23 protein-coding genes and 1 riboswitch are annotated in these 23,717 nt (G+C 71.8%); of the genes, 13 read left to right on the plus strand and 10 right to left on the minus strand.

Going from position 1 to position 23,717, the window contains the following annotated elements; genetic code table 11:
- Positions 1-13 precede the first annotated feature (13 nt).
- Positions 14-898: a phosphoribosylaminoimidazolesuccinocarboxamide synthase gene (locus ACFWQG_RS09205; protein WP_378507305.1), complete on the minus strand. Its 885-nt coding sequence runs from the start codon at positions 896-898 to the stop codon at positions 14-16.
- Positions 899-981: 83 nt separating this feature from the next.
- Positions 982-1,172, plus strand: a riboswitch (cobalamin riboswitch).
- A gap of 30 nt (positions 1,173-1,202) precedes the next feature.
- Between ACFWQG_RS09205 and ACFWQG_RS09210 the strand changes: the two genes are divergently transcribed.
- The 5 genes from ACFWQG_RS09210 to ACFWQG_RS09230 are packed head-to-tail and all read left to right on the plus strand — an operon-like array spanning position 1,203 to position 5,133.
- Entirely contained in the window at positions 1,203-2,186 is a 984-nt protein-coding gene (locus tag ACFWQG_RS09210; protein ID WP_378507306.1) for an ABC transporter substrate-binding protein, read from the plus strand.
- Positions 2,183-3,241: a FecCD family ABC transporter permease gene (locus ACFWQG_RS09215; protein WP_378507307.1), complete on the plus strand. Its 1,059-nt coding sequence runs from the start codon at positions 2,183-2,185 to the stop codon at positions 3,239-3,241. The genes ACFWQG_RS09210 and ACFWQG_RS09215 overlap by 4 nt, the downstream gene beginning before the upstream one ends.
- Positions 3,238-4,050: an ABC transporter ATP-binding protein gene (locus ACFWQG_RS09220; RefSeq protein WP_378507308.1), complete on the plus strand. Its 813-nt coding sequence runs from the start codon at positions 3,238-3,240 to the stop codon at positions 4,048-4,050. Before ACFWQG_RS09215 ends, ACFWQG_RS09220 begins: the two co-directional genes overlap by 4 nt.
- Entirely contained in the window at positions 4,047-4,811 is a 765-nt protein-coding gene (locus ACFWQG_RS09225; RefSeq protein WP_378507309.1) for a ferredoxin, read from the plus strand. The genes ACFWQG_RS09220 and ACFWQG_RS09225 overlap by 4 nt, the downstream gene beginning before the upstream one ends.
- A gap of 4 nt (positions 4,812-4,815) precedes the next feature.
- Positions 4,816-5,133 (plus strand): SelT/SelW/SelH family protein, encoded by a 318-nt coding sequence (locus ACFWQG_RS09230; RefSeq protein WP_378507310.1) that lies wholly within the window; start codon positions 4,816-4,818, stop codon positions 5,131-5,133.
- Here ACFWQG_RS09230 and ACFWQG_RS09235 read toward each other — a convergent pair.
- From ACFWQG_RS09235 to ACFWQG_RS09245, 3 genes are read right to left on the minus strand one after another with little or no spacing between them, the layout of a single operon-like run.
- A complete protein-coding gene (locus tag ACFWQG_RS09235; RefSeq protein ID WP_378507311.1) occupies positions 5,130-5,804 on the minus strand; it encodes a PaaI family thioesterase in 675 nt (224 codons plus the stop codon). The genes ACFWQG_RS09230 and ACFWQG_RS09235 overlap by 4 nt on opposite strands.
- Before the next feature lie 49 nt (positions 5,805-5,853).
- Entirely contained in the window at positions 5,854-6,303 is a 450-nt protein-coding gene (locus ACFWQG_RS09240; protein ID WP_378507312.1) for an HIT family protein, read from the minus strand.
- A gap of 55 nt (positions 6,304-6,358) precedes the next feature.
- Entirely contained in the window at positions 6,359-8,203 is a 1,845-nt protein-coding gene (locus ACFWQG_RS09245) for an ABC transporter ATP-binding protein (protein ID WP_378507313.1), read from the minus strand.
- 90 nt (positions 8,204-8,293) lie between these two features.
- On the opposite strand from ACFWQG_RS09245, the gene ACFWQG_RS09250 reads away from it, so the two are divergent.
- Positions 8,294-8,710: a MarR family winged helix-turn-helix transcriptional regulator gene (locus ACFWQG_RS09250; RefSeq protein ID WP_378507314.1), complete on the plus strand. Its 417-nt coding sequence runs from the start codon at positions 8,294-8,296 to the stop codon at positions 8,708-8,710.
- 51 nt (positions 8,711-8,761) lie between these two features.
- Here the strand turns inward: ACFWQG_RS09250 and purB are convergent, their stop codons facing one another.
- The 4 genes from purB to ACFWQG_RS09270 all read right to left on the minus strand — a co-directional run bounded on the left by purB (position 8,762) and on the right by ACFWQG_RS09270 (position 13,805).
- On the minus strand, positions 8,762-10,183 hold the full coding sequence (gene purB, locus ACFWQG_RS09255) for an adenylosuccinate lyase (RefSeq protein WP_378507315.1): 1,422 nt from the start codon (positions 10,181-10,183) through the stop codon (positions 8,762-8,764).
- Positions 10,184-10,241: 58 nt separating this feature from the next.
- On the minus strand, positions 10,242-10,850 hold the full coding sequence (locus tag ACFWQG_RS09260; protein ID WP_378507316.1) for a TetR/AcrR family transcriptional regulator: 609 nt from the start codon (positions 10,848-10,850) through the stop codon (positions 10,242-10,244).
- 102 nt (positions 10,851-10,952) lie between these two features.
- Positions 10,953-12,095 carry a pyridoxal phosphate-dependent aminotransferase gene (locus ACFWQG_RS09265; protein ID WP_378507540.1) on the minus strand — a complete coding sequence of 381 codons (1,143 nt, stop codon included), beginning with the start codon at positions 12,093-12,095 and terminating at the stop codon, positions 10,953-10,955.
- A 144-nt stretch (positions 12,096-12,239) separates the two neighbouring features.
- Positions 12,240-13,805 (minus strand): GMC oxidoreductase, encoded by a 1,566-nt coding sequence (locus ACFWQG_RS09270; RefSeq protein ID WP_378507317.1) that lies wholly within the window; start codon positions 13,803-13,805, stop codon positions 12,240-12,242.
- Positions 13,806-14,158: 353 nt separating this feature from the next.
- On the opposite strand from ACFWQG_RS09270, the gene ACFWQG_RS09275 reads away from it, so the two are divergent.
- A complete protein-coding gene (locus ACFWQG_RS09275; protein WP_378507318.1) occupies positions 14,159-15,277 on the plus strand; it encodes an alpha/beta hydrolase family protein in 1,119 nt (372 codons plus the stop codon).
- An 81-nt stretch (positions 15,278-15,358) separates the two neighbouring features.
- Here the strand turns inward: ACFWQG_RS09275 and purD are convergent, their stop codons facing one another.
- A complete protein-coding gene (gene purD / locus ACFWQG_RS09280; protein ID WP_378507319.1) occupies positions 15,359-16,609 on the minus strand; it encodes a phosphoribosylamine--glycine ligase in 1,251 nt (416 codons plus the stop codon).
- A 108-nt stretch (positions 16,610-16,717) separates the two neighbouring features.
- Here purD and ACFWQG_RS09285 point away from each other — a divergent pair, with 108 nt between their 5' ends.
- Complete coding sequence (locus tag ACFWQG_RS09285) at positions 16,718-17,830, plus strand: MerR family transcriptional regulator (protein WP_378507320.1); 1,113 nt, start codon at positions 16,718-16,720, stop codon at positions 17,828-17,830.
- Positions 17,827-18,309 carry a hypothetical protein gene (locus ACFWQG_RS09290; RefSeq protein WP_378507321.1) on the plus strand — a complete coding sequence of 161 codons (483 nt, stop codon included), beginning with the start codon at positions 17,827-17,829 and terminating at the stop codon, positions 18,307-18,309. The genes ACFWQG_RS09285 and ACFWQG_RS09290 overlap by 4 nt, the downstream gene beginning before the upstream one ends.
- 13 nt (positions 18,310-18,322) lie before the next feature.
- Here the strand turns inward: ACFWQG_RS09290 and ACFWQG_RS09295 are convergent, their stop codons facing one another.
- Positions 18,323-18,706 carry a hypothetical protein gene (locus tag ACFWQG_RS09295; protein ID WP_378507322.1) on the minus strand — a complete coding sequence of 128 codons (384 nt, stop codon included), beginning with the start codon at positions 18,704-18,706 and terminating at the stop codon, positions 18,323-18,325.
- Positions 18,707-18,739: 33 nt separating this feature from the next.
- Between ACFWQG_RS09295 and ACFWQG_RS09300 the strand changes: the two genes are divergently transcribed.
- The 4 genes from ACFWQG_RS09300 (at position 18,740) to ACFWQG_RS09315 (ending at position 23,709) form a co-directional block, all read left to right on the plus strand.
- The gene (locus ACFWQG_RS09300; protein ID WP_378507323.1) at positions 18,740-19,540 is read left to right on the plus strand and encodes an SDR family NAD(P)-dependent oxidoreductase; all 801 of its coding nucleotides are present in this window, start codon (positions 18,740-18,742) and stop codon (positions 19,538-19,540) included.
- A 44-nt stretch (positions 19,541-19,584) separates the two neighbouring features.
- Positions 19,585-20,010, plus strand: coding sequence for an HIT family protein (locus ACFWQG_RS09305; RefSeq protein ID WP_378507324.1), 426 nt, complete (start codon positions 19,585-19,587; stop codon positions 20,008-20,010).
- 121 nt (positions 20,011-20,131) lie between these two features.
- On the plus strand, positions 20,132-21,274 hold the full coding sequence (locus ACFWQG_RS09310; RefSeq protein WP_378507325.1) for a 12-oxophytodienoate reductase: 1,143 nt from the start codon (positions 20,132-20,134) through the stop codon (positions 21,272-21,274).
- A gap of 104 nt (positions 21,275-21,378) precedes the next feature.
- Positions 21,379-23,709 (plus strand): arylsulfatase, encoded by a 2,331-nt coding sequence (locus tag ACFWQG_RS09315; protein ID WP_378507326.1) that lies wholly within the window; start codon positions 21,379-21,381, stop codon positions 23,707-23,709.
- Positions 23,710-23,717 lie beyond the last annotated feature (8 nt).

The raw sequence follows: 23,717 nt of genomic DNA on the forward strand, positions 1-23,717 counted from the left end.
TCAGCCTATGTCGTCACCCGATCCAGTCGGCGAAGGACAGCCCGGAGATCCGCTCGTAGGCCTCGATGTAGCGGGCGCGGGTGGCGTCGACGATCTCCTGCGGCAGCGGCGGCGGCGGGGTGTCCGAGGCCCGGTCCCAGCCGGACTCGGGACCGGTCAGCCAGTTGCGGACGAACTGCTTGTCGAAGCTGGGCTGCACCCGGCCCGCCTCGTAGCCGTCGGCGGGCCAGTACCGCGACGAGTCGGGGGTGAGCACCTCGTCGGCGAGCACCAGGTTGCCGTCGGCGTCGATCCCGAACTCGAACTTGGTGTCCGCGAGGATGATTCCGCGCTCAGACGCGAAAATCGCGGCGCGCGTGTAGATGTCGAGGGTGTCCTCGCGCAGTTTGAAGGCGAGGTTCTGGCCGAGCTGGTCGACGACGGTCGCGAAGTCGACGTTCTCGTCGTGGTCGCCGAGCGCGGCCTTGGTCGCCGGGGTGAAGATCGGTTCCGGCAGCTGCGACGCCTCGACCAGGCCCTCCGGCAGTTGCACACCGCACACCGCGCCGGTGCTCTGATAGTCGGCCAGCCCCGACCCGGTGAGGTAGCCGCGCGCAACACACTCGACGGGCACCATGTTCAGCTTCTTCACCACCAGGGCCCGGCCGAGCACCTCGGCGGGGATCCGCTCGTCGTCCGGCGGGCCCGCCAGGTGGTTCTGGGCGGTCAGCCGGGTGAAGAAGAACACGCTCATCGCGGTCAGCACCCGCCCCTTGTCCGGGATCGGGGTGCTGAGGATGTGGTCGTAGGCCGAGATCCGGTCGCTCGCGACGAGCAGCAGGTGCTCGTCGTCGATGGTGTAGAGGTCGCGGACCTTGCCGCCGGCCAGGTGGGCGTAGTCGGAAAGTGAGGGGCGCACGAACCAACCCTATCGGGTTTCGGTCCGTCGGCCGCCGGAGCCGCGGCGAACCGGACAAGCGGGGCAGGGCGGCGGGCGGGCCGTCGACTATCCTTCCTCCCGGTGTCACGGTGAACGGGAAGTCCGGTACGAATCCGGCGCGGTACTCGCCACTGTGGGCAGGTTGGTCGACCACCCGGGGCTCGCCCCAGCCACTGGATGCGCACATCCGGGAAGGCGTGGTCGGCGGTCACCCTGCCGAGCCAGGAGACCGGCCGCGACACCTGCCTGCACGTTTTCCACGAGTCATGGAAGGCGGGTCACCTTGCGTACCCCCGTTTCACCCCGCGCCCTCGCCGCCGTCGCTGCCACCGCAGCGGCCACGCTCCTTCTCTCCGCGTGCGCCGGGTCGGACCCGGCCCCGGACACCGCCGCGATCTCCCTGCAGAACTGCGGACGCACCGTCACCCTCGACGGCCCGGCCGAACGCGGCGTCACCCTCAACCAGGGGGCCACCGAGACGGCGCTGTCGATCGGCGCGCAGGACGCCCTGGTCGGCACCGCATACCTCGACGACACCATCGCCCCGCAGTGGCAGGCCGCGTACGCGCAGGTGCCGCCGCTGAACGAGCAGGACTACCCGAGCCGCGAGGCGCTGCTCGAGACGAAACCGGATCTGGTGCTGGCGTCGTATGCGACCGCGTTCGACGACAAGGCCGTCGGCTCGCAGGACTCGTTCGACGACCTCGGCATCGGCACCTACGTCTCGCCGTTCGGCTGCCCGAACCGCGCGGCGCGCCCGCCGGTCGCGTGGGATTCCATCGGCACCGAGATCAGCGACTACGGCACCCTGTTCGGCCGCGAGTCCGAGGCGGCGGCGGTGGTCGCGCAGATGCGCGAGACGGTCGCGGGCATCGAGGCAGCCGCACCGGCGGAGGGCAAGAGCATCTTCTGGTACGACAGCAACACCGACATCCCGTACGTCGGCGGCAATGCGGGCGGCCCGCAGCTGATCATCGACGCGGTCGGCGGCACCAACATCTTCGCCGGGGTCGACGGGTCCTGGGCCGATGGCAGCTGGGAGACGGTGCTGGCCGCGGACCCCGACGTCATCGTCCTGGCCGACGCGTCGTGGGACACCGCCGAGGAGAAGAAGGCGTACCTGCGCGCCGATCCGGCGCTGCGGGACCTGACCGCGGTGCGCGGCGATGCGTTCGTCGTCGTCCCGTTCTCGGCGAGCACCCCCGGACCGCGACTGATCGAGGGCGCGACCCTGGTCGCCGAGCAACTGGGCGGCGGCCCGGCATGAGCGCGGCAACCCGGGTGCCCACCCGGGTCCGGTCGACGACCGCAGCAGGCTGGACGCTGGCACTGGCCGCGCTGCTCGCGGTGAGCTGCGCGGCGGGGGTAACGATCGGGGCTGCCGACCTGTCGATCGGCACCGTCGTCGAGGCCGTCGCCGGGCGGCTCGGGCTCGGTCCCGGCACCGACCTGCTGACCACGCACATCGTCGTCGACCTGCGGCTGCCCCGGGTGCTCGCTGCGGCGCTGGTCGGGGCCGGGCTTGCGCTGTGCGGGGCGGTGCTGCAGTCGCTGACCGGCAACCCGCTCGCCGACCCCTACCTGCTCGGCATGTCCGGCGGCGCCTCGCTCGGTGCGGTGCTCGCCCTGACCGCCGGGGTCGGGACGGCCGGCGTCCTCGGGGTCGGGTCGGTGGCGGCGGCGGCGTTCGTCGCGTCGCTCGGGTGCCTGCTGCTGGTGTTCCTCATCTCGACGTCCCGGTCGGGCGCCCTGCTGCCGGGGCGGCTGGTGCTGGCGGGCATCGCGGTCGGGCAGTTCGCGGCGGCGGTGACGTCGGCGCTGGTGCTGCTCGGGGACCGGGACGCCGCCCATCGGGTGTTGCAGTGGACGCTCGGGTCGGTCGCGGGGGTGCGGTGGTCGGGGCTGGTGGCGATCGCCGCGGTCGTGACGGTCACCGCCGTCGTGATGCTCGGGCACGCCCGGGTGCTGGACTCGTTCGCATTCGGCGAGCGCGCCGCCGCGAGCCTGGGCACCGACGTCGACCGCTCCCGCTGGGTGCTGTACGGGGTGGCGTCGCTGTGCACCGCCGCCCTCGTCGCGCAGGCCGGGGTGATCGGCTTCGTCGGGCTCGTCGTCCCGCACGCCGCCCGGATGCTCGCCGGACCGCTGCACGCCCGACTGCTGCCCGTCGTCGCACTCGTCGGCGCGGTGCTGCTGGTGTGGGCGGATGTCGCGGCCCGCACGATCCTGCCGGGGCGGGAGCTGCCGATCAGCATCGTCACCGCGGTGGTCGGCGTCCCGGTGTTCGTCCTGCTGCTGCGCAGGCGGGGGGCCCGCGGATGAGCCACCACTCCCCCGAGGTCCGCGTCGAGGACCTCACCTGGTCGGTGGACGGCGCAACGATCCTCGACCGGGTCAGCTGCCGGGCGCCGTCCCGGCGGGTGACCGGGCTGATCGGCCCCAACGGCTCCGGCAAGACGTCGCTGCTGTCGGCGATGGCCCGGCTCGTGCGCCCCGACCGCGGACGAGTGCTGCTCGGCGACGACCCCGCAACCGCGATCGCCCGTCGGGAGTTCGCGCGCACCGTCGCTCTGGTGGAGCAGCATTCGGCGACCGACCTGGACCTGACGGTGGAGCAGATCGTCGAGCTCGGCACCATTCCGCACCGCGGCGGCTGGGCCCGCCCCGCAGGCCTCGGCAACGGCGACCTCGTCGCCGACGGCCTCGCGGCAGCCGGGATCGGCCACCTGCGACACCGGGTGTGGCGGAACCTGTCCGGCGGCGAGCGGCAGAAGACGCAGCTGGCGCGGGCGTTCGCGCAGCGGCCGTGCGTGCTGCTGATGGACGAGCCGACGAACCACCTCGACGTGTCCGCGTCACTGGAGTTGCTGGACCTGATCCGGGCGCGGGGGCTGACGACGGTCGCAGCGATGCACGACCTGAACCTGGCGGCGATGTACTGCGATCACCTGGTGGTGCTGCACGACGGCCGGGTGATCACCGAGGGGCCCACCGAAACCGTCCTCACCGCGGACCTGCTGGCCGACGTGTACGGCCTCGACGCGCTCGTGCAGCCGCATCCCCGCACCGGGCGCCCGATGGTGGTGCTGTGCGGCACGCGCGGCGCGGACATCGAAAGGGCAACACCATGAACGATTTTCGACGCTGGGTGATTGTCACCGCCCCGACGGACCGCGGCGACGACCCCCGCGACCAGGTGCTCGGCGCGGTCGGCGTGCTGCGCGGCAGGCACCCCGGCACCGAGTACCGGACCGCGGTCCTCGGCGGCACCGGGACGACCGTGACGGCCGCGCTGGACGAGGCCGCGGGCGCGGGCGCGTCCGAGGTGATCGTGGTGAGCGCGCAGACCGTGCTCGACCGGAAGATGGACGCGTGGTTCCGCCGGGTGATCGGGCACTGGCTGCGCGGGCGCGGGGACGCCACCACCCCGGATGTGCGGATCGCGGCACCGCTCACCGACACCGCCACCTACCCGGATCTGCTGGAGGCGGCGATCACCGGACCGACCTCCCCGGCCCGCACCACCACCGCACCGCTCACCTCCCCCGCGTGGGACGAGGTGCCCGGCTTCACCAGGCACGTGCTGGTGTGCCGGGGACCGCGGTGTTCGGCGCGCGGCGGCGCCGAGACCGGACGGGCCCTCGACGACGCCGTCACCGCTCGGGGCCTCGGCGACGACGACGTCCTGATCACGTTGACCGGCTGCATGTTTCCGTGCTCGCAGGCGCCGGTGGTGGCGGTGTACCCGGACGACGTCTGGTATTCCGAGCTGACGGCGGACCGCGTCGACCGGTTCGTCGACGAACACCTGATCGCGGGCCGACCGGTCACCGCGTGGGCGGGGCAGCGCCGGGCGCGCAGGGACCCGGCCGACCCCGAGCTGGCAGGCTGACCGGATGGGATCCCCGCGGGTGCGCATCACGTACTGCACGCAGTGTCAGTGGCTGCTGCGGGCGGCGTGGCTGGCGCAGGAACTGCTGACCACGTTCGGCGCCGACCTCGGCGAGGTCGCCCTCGTCCCCGGCACCGGCGGGGTGTTCGTCGTCGACGTCGACGGCACCCCCGTGTGGGATCGGTCCCGCGACGGCGGGTTCCCGGAGGCGAAGGTGCTCAAGCAGCGGGTCCGTGACGTCGTCGCCCCCGGCCGGGACCTGGGCCACGCGGACCGGCCGGTGGACCCGCGCAGCGGCAGGCCGGCAACCGGCCTGTCCTAACCGGCGGTGGCCGCGGCGTCGGTGGCCTCCCGCGCCCAGCGCGGCAGGATGAAGATGCCCTCGGCCTCGACGGTCACCCCGTCCGCGTCGGCGATGTGCCCCTTCACGAACGCCTTGACCCCCTCGATCCGGTCGAACCGTGCCTCGGCGCGGAGCCTGCCGAGCGGGGTGGGACGCCGGTAGCGCAGGGTGAGCGTCCCGGTCATGCCGGGGCTGCCCGCCGCGACCGCGGTGTCCCCGAGGAGCTGGTCGAGGATCAGCGCCGACACCCCGCCGTGGGTGAGTCCGGCCGGGCCCTCGTACTGCGGTCCGAGGTGGAATTCGGCCCAGCCGAGCCCGTCCGCGTCGTGCTGGATGTCGAGGGGCGGCGCGACCGCGTTGCGCAGCCCGTCGGCGGCGTTGCCCCAGGCCCGCTTCCGCCCGGAGGCGCCCCAGCGGACCCCATATGGCCCGGGGATCGCCTTGGCCCGCAGCAGCGCGGTGGCCTCCTCGACGAGTTCCCTGGCGCGCCGAATCTCCGGGTCGTCGACCTCGGTCTGCAGGGTGGCTGCGATCAGCGCCCGGACGCTGTCGGTCAACGGACCATAGCGGTCGGCCTGCTGCTGGATCTCCTCGTCGGACAGCCCGTCGTTGACGTAGAGAAGCTGCTGGTCGGGAATCTGCTCGGTCACGTCGCCTCACTCCGGATCTTCACGAAACACGCGATGTGCATGCTACATATCAGCCGGTGCCGAGCCGTCGCCGGATCGTGCCTGCCAGGTAATCCAGGTCGTCGCGGCGCGGGGTCGTCGGCCTGCCCCGCAGCCCGAACCCGTCGCCGGCGCTCCGCGGGATGACGTGCAGGTGGACGTGGAACACCTCCTGGCCCGCCGCGACCCCGTCGGCGAGGAACAGGTTGACCCCGTCCGCGCGGGGGCCGTCCTCGGGTTCGCCGGGGACCCCGCGACCGCCCGCCCGCAGCGCCGTCGCGATCCGCTGCCCGACCGCGAACACCCGCCGCCCGTCCTCCGGGTCGAGCTCGGCCAGCCCCGACGCGTGCACCCTCGGGACCACGAGCAGGTGTCCCGGCGTGAACGGGCGGATGTCCATGAACGCGAGCGTGTGCTCGTCCTCGTGGACGATGCTCGCCTCGGCGGTGCGGGCGACGATGGCGCAGAAGACGCAGGGCATGCCCGCCACCGTAGGCACGCCGCGCCCGGGCGTGGCGTGCGGGTCCCGGCGTCCGCTACCCGGCGGGGACGAGCTCGGCCGCCGGCCTGCCGCCGCGCTCGAGCAGCGCCGCATACCGGCCGCCGCGGGCGACCAGCTCGTCGTGGTCGCCGCGTTCGGCGACACGGCCGTGGTCGAGGACCACGATCTGGTCGGCGCCCTCGATCGTGGACAGCCGGTGCGCGATGGTGATCGTGGTGCGCCCCCGGCTGACGGCGTCGATGGCGCGCTGCACGGCGGCCTCGGTCTCGTTGTCGAGGGCGCTGGTCGCCTCGTCGAGGACGAGGATCCGCGGGTCCCGCAGCAGCGTGCGGGCGATCGCGAGGCGCTGCTGCTCGCCGCCGGAGAACCGGTGGCCGCGGGCCCCGACCAGGGTGTCGTAGCCGTCGGGCAACGAGACGATCAGCTCGTGCACCTGGGCGGCGCGGGCGGCGTCCTCGATCTGCGCGTCGGTGGCGGCGGGGCTGGCGTGCCGCAGGTTGTCGCGGATGCTGGCGTGCAGCAGGTAGGTCTCCTGGGAGACGACACCGACCAGGTCGGACAGCTCGGCAAGGGTGATGTCGCGCAGGTCGACGCCGTCGATGCTGACCCGGCCCGAGGTCGGGTCGTGCAGCCGGGCGATCATCGACGCGAGCGTGGTCTTGCCGGACCCGGTCTCGCCGACCAGGGCGAGCGAGCTGCCCGCCGGTGTGGTGAGGGTGACGCGGCCGACGGCGTCGCGGTCGGCGCCCGGGTAACGGAAGGTGACGTCCTCGAAGCGGACGGTGCCCGCGACCGCGCCGCGGGGCATCGGGACGGGACGCTCCGGGTCGTCGATCTCGACGGGCAGGTCCAGGTATTCGAAGATGCGGCTGAACAGGGCCAGCGAGCTGGTCACCGAGACCCCGACGTCGAGCAGGCTCATCAGCGGCCGGAACAGGGCACCCTGCAGGCCGGTGAACGCGACCAGGGTGCCGATCGACATGCCACCGGACGTCCCGGGCAGGCCCGCGACCAGGTAGAGCAGCGCAGGGATCGCCGCGAAGACGATGTTCATCGTGGCCATCCGCCAGCGGCCGGACAGCTGCGCCCGGACCTCGAGGTCGGACAGGTGTGCGGAGGTGTCCGCGAACCGCTGCGACATCGCGGGCCCGTTGCCGAGGGTCTTGCCGAGCTGGATGCCGCTGATCGACAGCGACTCCTCGATCTGGGTCTGCAGGTCGGCGAGGGTGCGTTGGCGCTGCGCGGTGATCTCCCGTCGCATCCGCGCGACCCGGCGGGTGAGCCAGATCGCGGGCGGCAGCACGATCAGCGACAGCAGGGACAGCCGCCAGCTGAGCACGGCCATCGCGACCGCGGTGCCGACGACGGTGGTGACGTTCGACGCGATGGACGTGGCGGTGGAGGTGACGACGGTCTGCATGCCGCCGATGTCGTTGGTGAGGCGGGACTGGATCTCGCCGCCGCGGGTGCGGGTGAAGAAGCCGAGCGACTGCCGCTGCAGGTGGGTGAACACGCTGGTACGCAGGCCGTGCATGATGCGCTGGCCGACGGTGGTGGAAATCCAGGTCTGGACGACGCCGAGGACGGAGCCGGCGACGGTCACGGCGAGCATCGCGATCACCGCCCACACCAGCAGCGGCACGTCCTGCTGCGGGATGGCGCGGTCGATGACGGCGCGGACGAGGAACGGGTTGGCGAGCGTGATCACCGAGGACGCCACGATCAACGCGACGACGACGGCGATCTGGGTGCGGTAGGGGGCGAACAGTGCGCCGATCCGGCGCAGACTCACCGGCTGCTCGGCCAGTTGGGCGCGATCGGCGGGATCGATTTTCGTCGGGCGTCCCGGTCCGGGTCCGCCGAAGTGGGGGCCTGTCATGTGACCACCCCTCTCGAAAGTGTCGGGGTAAGACATACTGAGGTTGCCTCACCATGAGGTAACCGTCAAGCAGCTGTAGGGTGAATCACCATGACCACCGACCGTCCCGACACGCTCCGGGATCTCGTGATGTCGACCGCACGGGGGCTGCGCGGGCGCTGGCTGGACTCGCTCGAACCGTGGCAGCTGACGCCGCACGAATACCGGGCGCTGCACGTCATCGGGCGCGGCGAACCACGGCTCGGCGACGTCGCGAAGTCGCTGCGAATCGCACCCCGCTCGGCGACCGAGGTGGTCGACCGGCTCCAGGACCGCGGGCTGGTCGAGCGGGTCCCGGACGCGGCGGACCGTCGAGCGATCTGCGTCCGACTCACCCCGTCCGGCCTGCGCACCGTCGCCGACCTGCGGCGGACCCGCGACGCTGACGCCGACGACTACTTCGCCGCCCTCGACGACCACGACCGCGCCGAGCTGCGCCGGATCCTGGAGCGCCTGCGGCGCCCGTGAGTCCTTTTGGCCCACCTAGGGGCCAAAAGGACTCACGGGCGGCGGAGCCGCCTAGAGGATCGGAGCCGGCGCATAGCCCGCCGCGTCGGGGTACTGCTCGACGAGCAGCTCGACCCGCCGCACCACGGCCGCGACCTGCGCCTCGGCGGCACCGATGAACGCCGACTTGTCGGCGAGGGCCGCGTCGAGAGCCGCCCGGTCGAGCGGCAGCCGATCGTCCGCCGCGAGCCGATCCAGCAGGTCCGGCTCCTTGCCCTGCTCCCGCATCGCCAACGCGACCGCGACCGCGTGCTCCTTGATCGCCTCGTGCGCCGTCTCCCGCCCGACGCCGGCGCGGACCGCGGCCATCAGCACCTTGGTGGTCGCCAGGAACGGCAGGTAGCGGGTGAGCTCCTTCTCGATCACCGCCGGGTAGGCGCCGAACTCGTCGAGCACGGTCAGGAACGTCTCGATCTGGCCGTCGATCGCGAAGAACGCGTCCGGCAGCGCGACACGGCGGACCACCGAACAAAACACGTCGCCCTCGTTCCACTGCGCGCCTGCCAGCTCCGCGGCCATCGACGCGTAGCCGCGCAGCACCACCTGCAGACCGTTGACCCGCTCGCAGGAGCGAGTGTTCATCTTGTGCGGCATCGCCGACGAACCGACCTGACCGGGCTGGAAGCCCTCGGTGACCAGCTCGTGCCCGGCCATCAGCCGGATGGTGTGCGCGAACGACGACGGCCCGGCGCCGACCTGGACGAGCGCGGACAGCACGTCGTGGTCGAGCGACCGCGGGTACACCTGCCCGACGCTGGTCAGCACGTGCGCGAAGCCGAGATGCTCGGCGACCTTCGCCTCCAGTGCATCGAGCTTCTCCGCGTCCCCGCCGAGCAGGTCGAGCATGTCCTGGGCGGTGCCCATCGGACCCTTGATGCCGCGCAGCGGGTAGCGGTCGATCAGGTCCCGCAGCCGGGTCAGGGCGACGAGCAGTTCGTCGGCGGCCGAGGCGAACCGCTTGCCGAGGGTGGTGGCCTGCGCGGCGACATTGTGGCTGCGCCCGGCCATCACCAGGGACGCGTACTCGGCGGCCTTCTCCCCCAGCCGCGCCGCGACCGCGACGCCGTGCGCGTGGACGTGCTCGAGTGAGCGCAGCACCTGCAGCTGCTCGACGTTTTCGGTGAGGTCACGGCTGGTCATGCCCTTGTGCACGTGCTCGTGGCCGGCGAGGGCGTTGAACTCCTCGATCCGGGCCTTCACGTCGTGCCGGGTGACGCGCTCCCGCGCGGCGATCGAGTCCAGGTCGACGGTGTCGATGACCCGCTCGTAGTCGGCGACCGCCGCCGCGGGCACCTCGATCCCGAGCTCGGCCTGCGCCCGCAGGACCGCGAGCCACAGCTGACGCTCGAGGACGATCTTGTGTTCGGGCGACCACAGCGCCTTCAGGTCGGGGCTGGCGTAGCGGGTGGCAAGGACGTTCGGGATGCGGCTCACGGACACCCAGTTTACGGCCACACCCCCGCGGCCGGGTCCACGGCCACACCCGGCCCGGCTAGGCGGGCACGGGCGGGGCGACGATGTCGATCACCTGCGTCAACATCTCGCGGGCGACCGCCTTCGGGTCCGGGTCACCTTCGCTCAGCGCACCGACGACCGCACCGTCGACGACATACACCAGCCGACGCAGACCGTCCGCCTGCACATCCCTCCCGGACCGGTGCAGCACCAGGATGATCAGCGCGTCGAGTTCGGACCGCAGGCGCCGCTGCACCTCCCGCAGCTCCGGGTGCCTGGCGAAGGCGACGAACCGCTCGTACCGGTTGACGAGCTGGTCGTGGCTGGTCGGCCCCTCGAAGACGCCGACGAGCATGTCGACGATCAACTCGACCGTCGCCGCATCGCCGCGGCTGCACTGCGACACGTCGTCGATCCGCGCGCGCATCACCGCCAGCTCGCGGGTGCCGCACCGCTCGACGGCGGCGGCGGTGAGGTCACTGAGCGAGGCGAAGTAGTACGTGGTGGACGCCAACGGCACCCCCGCCCGCGCCGCGACCGCCCGGTGCCGGACGGCGTCGAAACCGCCCTCGACGAGAAGGTCGGCCGCCGCGTCGACGAGGGCCAGTCGTCGCTTCTCGCCCTTGGGGGTCGCCGCTGCGGTCATCGGATCATCTTCGCAGCGGTCACGAACGGCGGTGCGGAAATGATGAATTCGCATTCACCCCGCCCGCCGGGTGAGCGTCAGCGACGCAGTGCCCGGTGAGCGTCAGCGCCGCAGTGCCGCACTGCGTTCGAGCCGGGCGAGCGCCTCCGTCATGTCGTCGGTCGCGCCTGCGAACGACATCCGCAGCGTCCGGTCGCCGTGGACGGTGTCGAAGTCGACGCCAGGCGCGACCGCAACCCCGGTCTCCCGCAACAGGTCCGCACACCAGGCCGTCGAGTCGTCGGTCAGGTGCCCGATCCCCGCATACACGTAGAACGCGCCGTCCGCCGGCGCGAGATCGGTGATGCCGAGGCGCGGAAGTTCGGCGAGCAACAGGTCGCGGTTGACCGCGTACCGACGCACGTGCCCGTCCAGTTCGGCCAGCGCCTCGTCGGTGAATGCCGCCACCGCCGCGTACTGCGAGATCGCCGGGGGGCACACGGTCATGTTGGACGCGAGCCGCTGCAGGGGGCGCAGCATCGCGTCGGGCACCAGCGCCCAGCCGAGCCGCCACCCCGTCATCGAGAAGTACTTCGACACCGACCCGATGACTACGGACTCCCGCGAGGTTTCCCACGCGCTGGTCACGGCCACCGGCACCCCACCCGGCTCGGTCGAGGTGCCGAATTCGATGCCGTGGTAGATCTCGTCGGAGATCAGCAGCGTCCCGTGGTCCTCGCACCAGCGGGCCAGCGCGGCCAGCTCGGCCGGGTCGATGACGGTGCCGGTGGGGTTGGCCGGGCTGGCGACGATCAGTCCGGCGGGTGCGGTGTCCAGCGCGTCGAGCATCGCGACGGTCGGCTGGTAGCGGGTCTCCGGTCCGCAGTCGAGTTCAACGACCCGGCAGCCGAGCGCGGTGAGGGTGTTGCGGTAGGCGGGATAGCCGGGGCGCGCGACGACGACGGTGTCGCCCGCGTCGAACGCGGCGAGGAACAGCAGCGTGAACGCCCCGGAGGAGCCGGTGGTGACGACGACGTTGTCGGGGTCGACCGCGATCCCCGACCGTGCGGAGTGGTACCCGGCGATGGCCTCCCGCAGCGCGGCGATGCCGAGGGTCTCGGTGTATCCGAGCACGTGGGTGTCGATGGCCTGCCGCGCGGCCCGCAGGACGGGCGCCGGTGCGGGCGTTGACGGTTGACCCGCCGCGAGGGTCAGCACGTCGCCGTGGGTGCGGGCCCGCTCGGTGGCCGCCTTCCACACGTCCATCACGTGGAAGGTGGGGACCCGGGACCGCTGGGATTCTGCGTACACGTCCCGACGCTACCTGCCCGCCCCGCAATGCCCCGACGGGGTGTCCGGACACCGTTCACGGCCCATTGCCGCGTGCCCGAACACCCCGTCGACGGCGGATCAGCGCATGTCGGTGGCGATGATGTTCTCGATGTTGCGCTCGGCGAGCGCGGTGATCGTCACGAACGGGTTGACACCGGTGTTGCCCGGAACCAGCGCGCCGTCCATCACGTACAAGCCCTGGTAGCCGTGCAGGCGGCCATGGTTGTCGGTGGCCTTGTTCAGCACGCAGCCGCCGAGCGGGTGGTACGTGAAGTGGTCGCCCCAGGTCTTGACCACACCGAACAGGTCGGTCCGGTAGATCGTGCCCTCCTTCTTGTTGATCTTGTCGAAGACCGCCTTGGTCATGTCGATCCCCTTCTGGTTCTGCGACTGCTGCCAGGTGAGGTCGACCTTGCCGGTGCCCGAGTTGTACACGAACCGGGCCCGCTCCGGGTTCTTCGTGATCGCCAGGTAAAGGCTGACGAACGTCTCCAGACCGGCCGGGAGCGGGGCGATCTCGGCGAAGATCGGTGCCGCGGAGTCGTTCCAGTTGTCGATGCCCATCGTCGGGATCGTGGCCTGCTTGCTGCCGGTGGCGTCCCACGCGTGGTTGGCGCGGCCGACCATGATGTTGCCGTTGTTGCCCCAGCCCTCGCCGACCTCCGAGGAGAGGTTCGGCAGGTGCCCCTGCGCCTTCATCGCGACGAGCAGCTTGCTGGTGCCGACGCTGCCCGCGGCGAAGAACACCTTGTCCGCGGTCACCGTCTTGGTGGCGACGACGTTGCCCTGCTCGTCGATCTGCTCCATCGTGACGTCGTAGCCGCCGCCTCCGGCGGGCGCGACCTTGGTGACCCGATGCAGGGTGGTGATGGTCAGCTTGCCGGTGGCCGCCGCTTCGGCGAGGTAGGTCTTGTCGAGGGACTTCTTGCCCGCGTTGTTGCCGTAGATGACCTCACCGTTCAGCGCCGACGTCGTGACCTGACCGGCGGCCTCCTTCTTCATGTACTCCATGTCGTACACGTTCGGGACGAAGGTGGTCGAGAATCCGGACCGCTTGGCGGTCTTCCTGCCGACGCGGGCGAACTGGTACCACGGCGTGGTCTCGAACCACGCCTCGTCGATGCTGTTGACCCCCAGGCCCGCGTTCGCGCGCGGGAAGTAGGTGTTGTACATCTCGGTCGAGTCGACCGAGGGCAGGATCTCCTCGAACCAGGCGCGCTTCGGGGTGACGGCCATACCGCCGTTGGCGAGCGATCCGCCGCCGACGCCGCGGCCCTGGTAGACCTTGATGCCGGAGAACTTCTCCGAATCGAGGATGCCGACGTACTTCTCGACGTTCTTGTTGATGCCGAAGCCCATGAAGTTGCTGACCGGCTGGTCGGTCGAGGTGGCCAGCCAGGTGGACCGCTTGTCGGGGTTCAGCATTCCGCTGAAGATCTTGCCGTCGGAGCCGGGGGTGTCCCAGGCGCGGCCCATCTCGACGACGTGTGCGTGGATGCCCGCCTTGGCCAGGCGCAGCGCGGTGACCGCACCGCCGTAGCCACTGCCGATGATCAGGGCGGGCACCCGGTCACCGCTGTTGAGTGCCCTCCGCGGCGCGGCGGCCGCGGAGACCCAGGAGGAGGACAGGGCAGCGGCTCCCACCGCGACACCCGATGCCGCCAGGAACCTTCGGCGGTTCAACCGGGAAGACGTGATGGCATTGCCACGGGTGGTCCGAAACTCGCTCAACGAAACCTCTTTCGGTCACAAGCAGATCTGGTCGGATTCGTTATACAGCCGTGACCCCTCCGGAACGACAGTTACCGGCGAGTAGTTCTTGTGCTTCGTGCGAATGATGCGCATGAGCTGAAAGCCGCCCCGCGGCAGCCCCTTCCACGGTAGGGTGCTTGCCCCGCCGCCCCGGCAGGCAGCGGGCAGGCGACGACGCACCCCACGGCGGGCCGATCCCTCACTAGGGTCGGCAACGATTCGTCGCACCCGACCGGAAGGCCGCCATGCCCACCGCCGCCCGACGCGCGGCAACCGCGCTCGCCGCCGCCCTCGTGATCGCCGCGGGCACCGGTGCCGGATCCGCCGGAGCCGACCCCACCCCCGGTCCGGTCGTCGCGAGCGCCCCGGCAGGCCCGGCGGCGGCGGTCCCCGGCGCGGCGGAGGTCCGCAGGTTCACCTACCGGACCTCCGGGGCGGACGGACTGTCCGGCGGCCTGGTATTCGAACCGGACGGCGTCCCGCCGCGGGGCGGTTGGCCGATCGTCGCGTGGGCGCACGGCACCGTCGGCATGGCCGATGGTGACGCCCCCTCCCGCACCGGCGTGAACCATCAGCTCTACCGCGACCTGTTCGGCGACTGGCTCCGCCGCGGGTTCCTCGTCGTCGCAACCGACTACGCGGGCCTCGGCACCCCCGGCGTCCACCCGTACCTGAATGCCGACGTCGCCGCCAGCAACGTCGTCGACTCGGTTCGGGCGGCGCGGCAGCTGTATCCCGCGGCGTCGTCCCGCTGGGCGGTGGCTGGCCAATCCCAGGGTGGGCATGCCGCGCTCGCGACCGCGACCCGCGCCGATGCCCTCGCGCCGGACCTGGACTTCCGTGGCACCTTCGCCAGCGGTGCACCGACCAACCTGGACCGGCTGGCGGGGCTCGCGGGCCCCGACTTCCCGGATGTGCGCCTCGACGGGCTCACCCTGTACCTGGCGTACACCGCCGCGGGCCTGCGGGAGTCCCGGCCCGATCTCGACCTGGACCGGTACCTCACCCCCGCGGGGCGCACGCTGGTCGACGCCGCCGACAGCACCCCGCTCGCCGACTTCAAGCCCCGCGCGAACGCGCTGCCGGTCGGCGACATGTTCGCGCTCCCGCTCGCGGGCACCCCCGTCCCGCAGGCCCTGACCGACTACCTCGGGGTGTCGGCGGCGGGCGTCGACCGGCCGGTGATGCTGGTGCAGGGACTCGACGACCAGGTGGTGCCGCCGCCGCTGACCCTGTGGTTCGCCGCCGAGCTCGCGCTCACCGGCGAACGACTCGAGCTGGCACTGCCGAGCGGCGGGCACGTCGGCGGTCTGGCCCAATCGATTCCGGCGGCGGGCGCCTTCCTTGAACGGATCCTCAGCTGACCGACCCACCGAGTGAACGGAAGCGTTCAGTCGATCAGATCGAATGAATGTGCCGTTCACTCGATCTCTCGGCCGCGACGGTCAGATGCTGATGCGCCCCTCGAGCGCGGCGAGGCCGATGTCGGTGCGGAAGTGCCCGCCGGGCAGCTTGATCGCGTCGAGCTTGGCGTAGGCGTCGACCCTGGCTGCGGTGAGGTCCGCCCCGGTCCCGACCACGCTGAGCACCCGACCACCCGCGGAGACGACCGCGCCGTCGACGACCTTGGTTCCGGCGTGCAGGACCCCGTCGTTGTCGGCACCGACGATCGCGTCACCGGTGCGGGGCGTTCCCGGGTAGTTCTCGGCGGCGAGGACGACGGTGACGGCGGCGCCGTCCTGCCAGCGCAGCGGCGGCAGCGAGGACAGGGTGCCGGTCGCGGTGGCGTTCAGCACCTCCCCGAGCGGGGACTCGAGCAGCGCCAGCACGGCCTGGGTCTCGGGATCGCCGAAGCGGCAGTTGAATTCGACGACGGCGGGGCCGTCGGCACCGATCGCCAGGCCCGCGTATAGGAGGCCGCTGAACGGGCAACCCCGCTTCACCATCTCGGCGGCGACGGGGACGCACACCTCGTCGACGATCCGGGTGACCATGTCGGCGGGCAGCCACGGCAGCGGGGTGTAGGCGCCCATGCCGCCGGTGTTCGGGCCGGTGTCACCGTCGCCGACCCGCTTGTGGTCCTGGGCGGGGAGCAGCGGGACCACGGTCTCGCCGTCGACGAGGCAGAACAGCGACACCTCGGGCCCGTCGAGGAACGACTCCAGCAGCACCGGGTGCCCGTGCTCGAGGATGTCGGCGGCGTGCGCGCGCGCGGCGGCCCGGTCGGTGGTGACGACGACGCCCTTGCCCGCGGCGAGCCCGTCATCCTTGACGACCCAATTGGGGCCGAACCGGTCGAGGGCCTCATCGAGCCTGGCCGGGTTGTCGACGACCTCGCTGTGCGCGGTCCGCACCCCGGCCGCGGCCATCACGTCCTTCGCGAATGCCTTGGAGCCCTCGATCCGGGCGGCGTCCGCCGACGGCCCGAAGCAGGCGATCCCGGCGGCGCGGACGGCGTCGGCGACGCCAGCCACCAGCGGCACCTCGGGCCCGATCACCACCAGGTCCGCCTCGACCTGCTTCGCGAGGGCGACAACCGCGTCACCGGAGGCGGCGTCGACGGGATGCTGCTCGGCGATCTTCGCGGTGCCCGCATTGCCGGGGGCCGCAATGAGCGCCGTCACCCCCGGATCGCGGGACAGGGCGAGCAGGAGGGCATGTTCACGGGCTCCGGAGCCGATAACGAGTACGCGCACGAACCTCAGACTACGTTCCGGTCCGTCTGGGGCGCGACGTCAGGTCGCACGGCGTCCCCCCCTCGACTGCTTGACCTTCACGTTGGTCGAGACCCAATGATGGTTCCCGTGCCGAACTCCCCCGACCCGTTCCCCCGCCCCGACGACCTGCTGCCGATCGGCGCCTTCGCCAGGGCCAGCGGGATCACCCCGAGCGCGCTGCGCTTCTACGCGGATGCGGGCGTGCTGGATCCGGAGTGGACCGACCCGGCGACCGGATACCGCTACTACGCGCCCAGCCAACTCGAGCGGGCGGTCACGCTGCGCCTGCTGCGCGAGATCGACATGCCGCTCGCCGCTGTCACCGCGGTGCTGGACGCCGACACCGGGCGGGCGGGCACGCTGATCGAGGAGCACGTCGACGCCCTCGCCGCCCGCGCCGGGCAGGCACGGGCCACCGCAGCCGCGGTCCGTGCGGGTCTCGGCGGGGTCGGGTCGTGGACGCCGGTCGCGACGGTCGGCGGCCCGGTGCTCGCGGCCGCGGTGGACCAGGTCCTCTCGGCGACCGCGCACGACCACACGCACCCGGTGCTGACCGGCGTGCACCTGGAGGCGGTGGACGGCAGCCTGACCCTCACCGCCACCGACCGCTACCGCCTGTCCACCCGGACGATCACCCTCGACCGGCCCGGCGCCCCCGACTGGTCCGGCACCGTCGCCGGGGACGACCTGCGGCTGGCCGCGGCGTGGATTCGGCGCCGGCCGGTCGTCGACCTGCGGGCCGGTGCCGCGGACCTGATCGTCGACGCGGCCGAGGCGGGGGCCCGCACCTGCGGGCTGCTCACCGACCCGTTCCCCGACCATCGCGCCGTCGTCGCCGGGATCCCGCCGGTGCGCACCCGCCTGGTGCTGGACCGGGCCGCGCTGGTGCGGGCCGTCGAGCAGCGCACCGGCGACCGGGTGGTCCTGGCGGCGGCGGGCGATGCCGTGACGGTGGCATCACCGGGCCCGGAGCCGCGGCCGGTGCCGGTGCCCGCGACGGCCGTGGGCGCCGCGACCACCCTCGCCTTCGAGATCACCACCCTGTACCCGGCGATCTCCGTCGCCGCGGGCCCCGACCTGATGCTCGACATCGCGGGCCCGGACCTTCCGGTCCTGGTCCGGTCCGCCGACGACGGCGACCTGACGACGCTGGTGATGCCCGTCGCCCACCCCACCCCGCACGAAGGAGACCCCGCATGACCGACGCAACGATGGACGCGATCGCCGAGGCAACGATGCTCGGGCGCGGCGGCGCAACCGATGCCGCCCGCGCCCGCCTGCTCGACCTGTGGGAGGAGATCACCCCGTCCGGGGACGCCCTGCACCGCTGCACCCTGGCTCACTATGTGGCCGACCTGCACACCGACCCGGCACAGGCGTTGGTCTGGGACGTCCGCGCGTTGGACGCCGCCGCCGCGCTGACCGACGAGCGCACCGAGCGGCATCACCCCGGCCTCCGGGTGGCCGGCTTCTACCCGTCGCTGCACCTGAACATCGCGGACAACCTCCGCAGGCTCGGCTCGTTCGACGCCGCAGGTGACCATCTCGCCGCGGCACGGCGGTGCGAGGGCACGCTCGGCGACGACGAGTACGGGGCGATGATCCGGGGCGCGCTGCACGAGGTCGAGCAGCAGGTCGCGCGGCGCTCGACGGCGCCGCGGCCCACCCCGCAGGGCTGACCGCTCGGCGCGGTCAGCCGTCGACGAGCGCCTGCAGCGCGGCACCGTACCGGGCGACGATCCCGTCCGTCGGCGTTGCGAGCAGCCAGGGGCTCTCCATCACGTACAGCGCGGCCATCAGCCCGGCCAGTTGGGTGCCGATCAGGTGCGCGCGCAGCTCGGCGTCGTCCCCGCGCAGTCGCGGGGTCAGTGGCACGACGATCATCTGGTCGATCGCCTCCTGCAGGTGCGCGCGGACCGCGGGCCGGTCGGACGCGCGCATCAGCGCCGCGTACACCGCGGCGGGCCGGGCCGGCTGCCCGCGCCGGGTCCGGTCGACGACGAAGGTGACCAGCGCCGCGCCGAGCCCGTCGAGCGGACCGCGCACCACCTCGAGGAACTCGTCTGACATCGTCATGGTCCGGCCCACCGAAGGGAAAGGACGTACGTCATGGATCGCCTGAACGGTAAGCGGATCGTCGTCACCGGAGCGGCCAGCGGGATCGGCCTTGCTGCCGCCCGGCTGATGGTCGCCGAGGGCGCGCAGGTGCTGGTCGCCGACCTCGACCGCTCGGCGGCGGAGTCCGCCGCATCGGGCATCAGCGGCGACGGACCGGGACGCGCGATCGGCGTGGCGGCGGACGTGCTGAGCGAGGACTCGATCGCCGCGATGATCGGCGCGGCGGTCGACGAGTTCGGCGGCATCGACGTGCTCTGCAACCACGTCGGCGGCAGTGACCCCCGCAAGGATCTCGACCTGCTCCACATGGACCTCGACGAGTGGGACCGGGCGATGGCGCTCAACGCCCGCAGCACGGTGGTCGCCTCCCGCCTCGCGCTGCCGCACATGATCTCCGCGGGCGGCGGATCGATCGTCAACACGGCCTCGGTCGCGGGCCTGGCGGGCAACGTCCTGCAGTGCGCGTACGGCGCGACCAAGGCCGCCGTGATCCGGCTGACCCAGTACATCGCCACCCAGTACGGGCCCGACAGGGTGCGCTGCAACGCCATCGCCCCCGGCGCGATCATGACGCCAGCCCTGCGGGACAACGTCCCCGCCGAGGTGGTCGCCGACATCCGCCGCCACAACCCGCTCAACGTGATCGGCGATCCGGAGGACATCGGCTGGGCGATGGTGTACCTCGCGTCGGACGAGTCCCGCTACATGAGCGGACAGACCCTGGTGCTCGACGGCGGCCTGATGGCACAGACCCCGATCGCGGCGAGCAGGCGGGTCCCGCTCGACAGCTGAGCGCCCGGGTCCACCAACCCGACCCGTGGCGCATAATCACCCGCATGGCATCCGTGTTCAGCATGATCATCGCCGGCGACCTGCCGGGTCGGTTCGTCTGGGAGGACGAGGACGTCGTCGCCTTCCTGACCATCAACCCGATCACCCCCGGGCACACGCTGGTGGTCCCGCGCGCCGAGATCGACCAGTGGCAGGACCTCGACGGCGAGGTGTTCGCCACGTGCTCCCGCGTCGCGCAGATCATCGGCCGGGCCGTCCGCACGGGCTTCGACGCCCCCCGCGCCGGCCTGCTGATCGCCGGACTCGAGGTGCCGCACCTGCACCTGCACGTGTTCCCGGCGTACAGCCTCGGCGACTTCAACATCTCCGGAGCCGACCCGGACCCGTCGCCGGAGTCCCTCGACCAGGCGCAGGCCACGATCAAGGCGGCGCTGCGCGAGCTCGGTCACGGCGCGAACGTCCCCGCCTGACCGTCCCCTGGCCCCGCGCCGGGGCCCGGGGGCGGTCCCGGCGAGCGGGAACGGGGCTGCGCCCCGGCGGTCGACACGGTTGATTGGATCCAACCGACCGTCCCTGAGGAGTACCGCCAACGTGACCGCCACCGATTCCCCGCTCTACCGCCCGCTGCGCATCCGCGGCCTCGAGCTGCCGAACCGCATCGTCATGTCCCCGATGACCCGCACCCAGTCCCCTGGCGGCGTGCCGACCGAGGACGTCGCGCAGTACTACCGCAGGCGCGCCGAGGGCGGCACCGGCCTGATCGTGACCGAGGGCGTCGGGATCGACCACCCCAGCGCGATCGACCACCCGGACGTTCCGAACCTGCACGACCCCGCCGCCCGCGAGGGCTGGAAGCGGGTGGTGGATCAGGTGCACGAGGCGGGTGGCCGGATCGCACCGCAGCTCTGGCACGTCGGTCCGCTGTTCGGCGCGATGCGCACCGTCGACGACGTGACGCCGATGCGCCCGTCCGGCGTGTGGGGCGAGCCGGGCGTCACCTCCTACCCGCAGGAGTACGTCGAGCGCGCGGTCGTCCCGACCGCCGCGATGACCGAGGCCGACATCACCGCGGTGATCGAGGCCTACGCGGACGCCGCGCGCACCGCCGCCGAGATCGGGTTCGACGCGATCGCCATCCACGGCGGCCACGGCTACCTGCTCGACGCGTTCCTGTGGGCGTCGACCAACCGGCGCGACGACGCCTGGGGCGGGGACCTGCAGCGGCGCACCGCGTTCCCCGCCGCGGTGGTCCGGGCGATCCGCGCGGCGATCGGCGACGACCTGCCGATCATCTACCGCTTCTCGCAGCACAAGCAGCAGGACTTCACCGCGCGGAACGCCGAGACCCCGGAGGAACTGGGCATCATCCTCGGGGCCCTCGTCGACGCGGGCGCCGACGTCCTTGACGCCAGCTCCCGTCGTTTCGACGCCCCGGCGTTCGACGGCAGTGACCTCTCGCTTGCCGGCTGGGCCAAGCAGACGACCGGCGCGATCACGATGGCCGTCGGCTGCGTCGGGCTCGGCAAGTCGCTGCGCGACGGACGCCTGGCAGGCCCGACGGTGGAGTCCGTCGACAACCTTCCCGAACTCGAACAGCGGCTCGCCGCAGACGAATTCGATCTCGCCGCGATCGGCCGACTGCACCTGGCCGATCCGCGGATCGCGGAAACCCTGCGTGCGGGCGGACCGCTGCCGGAGTTCGACCGGCGCAGGCACGAGTCGGTCCTGACCTAGGATCCAGCACCGCCGATACCCCGAGCCGGTCCCGCGCGAGCGAGGCCGGCTCGGGGTATCTTCGCTCCGAGGCAGAGCTGTGATCTCGAGGGCGGGAGCAGGCAATGGCGGGCAATGCGTTCGGATTCGAGCCGGTAGCGGGCGGCGACACCCTCCCCTTCCCCCCGAGGCCATCGGGGAGCATCGCGGGCCGCACGATGCAGGAGTCCGTGTACAGCCCGCGCCCGCCGACCTCCCGGCTGGCATCCGACGCCCCGAACATCGTGGTCGTCCTGATCGACGATGCGGGACCCGGTCTGCCGAGCGCGTTCGGCGGCGAAGTGAACACCCCGACACTCGAACGAATGCGCGACGAGGGTGTCTCGTACAACCGCTTCCACACCACCGCGATGTGCTCGCCGACCCGGGCGGCACTGTTGACCGGGCGCAACCACCACCGGGTCGGCAACGGGCAGATCGCCGAACTGGCCAACGACTGGGACGGGTACTCCGGCCACATCCCAAAGTCCAGCGCCACCGGCGCCGAGGTCCTGCGCCAGTACGGGTACACCACGGCGGCGTTCGGGAAGTGGCACAACACCCCGGCCGAGGAGACCACTGCCGCTGGACCGTTCGACAACTGGCCGACCGGGGTCGGATTCGACTACTTCTACGGGTTTCTCGCCGGGGAGGCCTCCCAGTACGAACCGAATCTGGTCCGCGGAACCACCGTGATGCTGCCGCCGCGAACACCCGAGGAGGGATACCACCTCAGCGAGGATCTCGCGGACGACGCCATCGGCTGGTTGCGCAGGCACAAGGCCCTCGACGCCGACCGACCCTTCTTCATGTACTGGGCCAGTGGGTGCCTGCACGGTCCGCACCACATCATGAAGCCATGGGCGGACCGGTACGCCGGGAAGTTCGACGACGGGTGGGACGCCTACCGGGAGCGGGTCTTCGCGCGGGCGAAGGAACGGGGCTGGATTCCGCGGGACGCCGAACTGACCGACCGCGACCCGACGATGACCGCGTGGGACGACATCCCGGACGAGGAGAAGCCGTTCCAGCGCAGGCTGATGGAGGTCGCCGCCGGATACGCCGAGCACTGCGACGTCCAGGTGGGGCGCCTGTTCGATGAACTCGACCGGCTCGGCTACCGCGACAACACCCTCGTGCTCTACATCTGGGGCGACAACGGCTCGTCGGGCGAGGGCCAGAACGGGACGATCAGTGAACTCCTCGCCCAGAACGGAATCCCCAGCACCCCGGCCCAGCACATCGCCGCGCTCGACGAACTCGGCGGGCTCGACGTGCTCGGCTCGCCGAAGACGGACAACATGTATCACGCGGGTTGGGCGTGGGCGGGCAGCACACCATACAAGGGCATGAAGCTGCTCGCCTCGCACCTCGGCGGCACCCGGAACCCGATGGTCGCCCGCTGGCCTGCGCGGGTCGACCCGGACCCGGTGCCGCGTCCCCACTTCCTGCACTGCAACGACCTGGTGCCCACCTTCTACGACATCCTCGGCATCACCGCCCCGCGGACGGTGCACGGTGTCCCGCAGGATCCTCTCGACGGTGCCAGCTTCGCGCCAACCCTGGTCGATCGGGAAGCGAAGGCGGGCAAGCTCACCCAGTACTTCGAGATCATGGGCAGCCGCGCGATCTACCACGACGGCTGGATGGCGTCGGCGTTCGGTCCGCGCGCGCCGTGGCTGGCCGGGGTGCCCGGCGGCATCCGGGACTGGAGTCCCGACGACGACACCTGGGAGTTGTACCACCTCGACGAGGACTGGACGCAGAACCGCGACCTCGCCGAGCGACACCCCGAGAAGCTCGCCCAGTTACGGGAGATGTTCGCGATCGAAGCGGCCAAGAACAATGCCCTCCCGGTCGGCGGCGGGTTGTGGGTGGTCGCGATGCACCCCGAGCAGCGCATCTCGACCCCGTACACCAGCTGGGAGTTCACCGGGGACGTCACCCGAATGCCCGAGTTCTGCGCTCCCGCCCTCGGAAACAGGAACAATCGGGTCACCGTCGACCTCACCGTTCCCGACGACGCGCACGGCGTCCTCTATGCGCTTGGGGCCAATGCGGGCGGGCTGACGTGCTTCCTAGACGGGGGGTATCTCTGCTACGAATACAACCTCTTCATCCTGATGCGCACCAAGATGCGGTCCGCCGCACCGGTATCCCCGGGACGGCACACCATCGTCGTGACCACCGGCTACGCGGAGCCCCGTCCGGGCGGCCCCCTCGATGTTCGGATGAGCGTCGACGGCAATCAGGTTGCCGCGACAACCGTCCCGGTCAGCGCGCCGCTGCTCTTCACCGCCAACGACTGCCTCGACATCGGCACCTGCCTCGGGTCCCCGGTCTCCCTCGACTACTACGACCGCGCCCCGTTCCCGTTCACCGGCACCATCGACAGGGTCACCGTCGAGTACACCTGAGCTGCCGG

It is taken from the genome of Rhodococcus sp. NPDC058532, from assembly GCF_042719255.1.
GTDB lineage: Bacteria > Actinomycetota > Actinomycetes > Mycobacteriales > Mycobacteriaceae > Rhodococcus_G.

Coding starts and splice junctions, on each gene's coding strand:
- ACFWQG_RS09215 (WP_378507307.1), top strand. CDS start 2,183: ATGAGCGCGGCAACCCGGGTGCCCACCCGGGTCCGGTCGACGACCGCA.
- ACFWQG_RS09220 (WP_378507308.1), top strand. CDS start 3,238: ATGAGCCACCACTCCCCCGAGGTCCGCGTCGAGGACCTCACCTGGTCG.
- ACFWQG_RS09225 (WP_378507309.1), top strand. CDS start 4,047: ATGAACGATTTTCGACGCTGGGTGATTGTCACCGCCCCGACGGACCGC.
- ACFWQG_RS09230 (WP_378507310.1), top strand. CDS start 4,816: ATGGGATCCCCGCGGGTGCGCATCACGTACTGCACGCAGTGTCAGTGG.
- ACFWQG_RS09240 (WP_378507312.1), bottom strand. CDS start 6,303: ATGCCCTGCGTCTTCTGCGCCATCGTCGCCCGCACCGCCGAGGCGAGC.
- ACFWQG_RS09245 (WP_378507313.1), bottom strand. CDS start 8,203: ATGACAGGCCCCCACTTCGGCGGACCCGGACCGGGACGCCCGACGAAA.
- ACFWQG_RS09250 (WP_378507314.1), top strand. CDS start 8,294: ATGACCACCGACCGTCCCGACACGCTCCGGGATCTCGTGATGTCGACC.
- ACFWQG_RS09260 (WP_378507316.1), bottom strand. CDS start 10,850: ATGACCGCAGCGGCGACCCCCAAGGGCGAGAAGCGACGACTGGCCCTC.
- ACFWQG_RS09265 (WP_378507540.1), bottom strand. CDS start 12,095: ATGGACGTGTGGAAGGCGGCCACCGAGCGGGCCCGCACCCACGGCGAC.
- ACFWQG_RS09275 (WP_378507318.1), top strand. CDS start 14,159: ATGCCCACCGCCGCCCGACGCGCGGCAACCGCGCTCGCCGCCGCCCTC.
- ACFWQG_RS09290 (WP_378507321.1), top strand. CDS start 17,827: ATGACCGACGCAACGATGGACGCGATCGCCGAGGCAACGATGCTCGGG.
- ACFWQG_RS09295 (WP_378507322.1), bottom strand. CDS start 18,706: ATGACGATGTCAGACGAGTTCCTCGAGGTGGTGCGCGGTCCGCTCGAC.
- ACFWQG_RS09300 (WP_378507323.1), top strand. CDS start 18,740: ATGGATCGCCTGAACGGTAAGCGGATCGTCGTCACCGGAGCGGCCAGC.
- ACFWQG_RS09305 (WP_378507324.1), top strand. CDS start 19,585: ATGGCATCCGTGTTCAGCATGATCATCGCCGGCGACCTGCCGGGTCGG.
- ACFWQG_RS09315 (WP_378507326.1), top strand. CDS start 21,379: ATGGCGGGCAATGCGTTCGGATTCGAGCCGGTAGCGGGCGGCGACACC.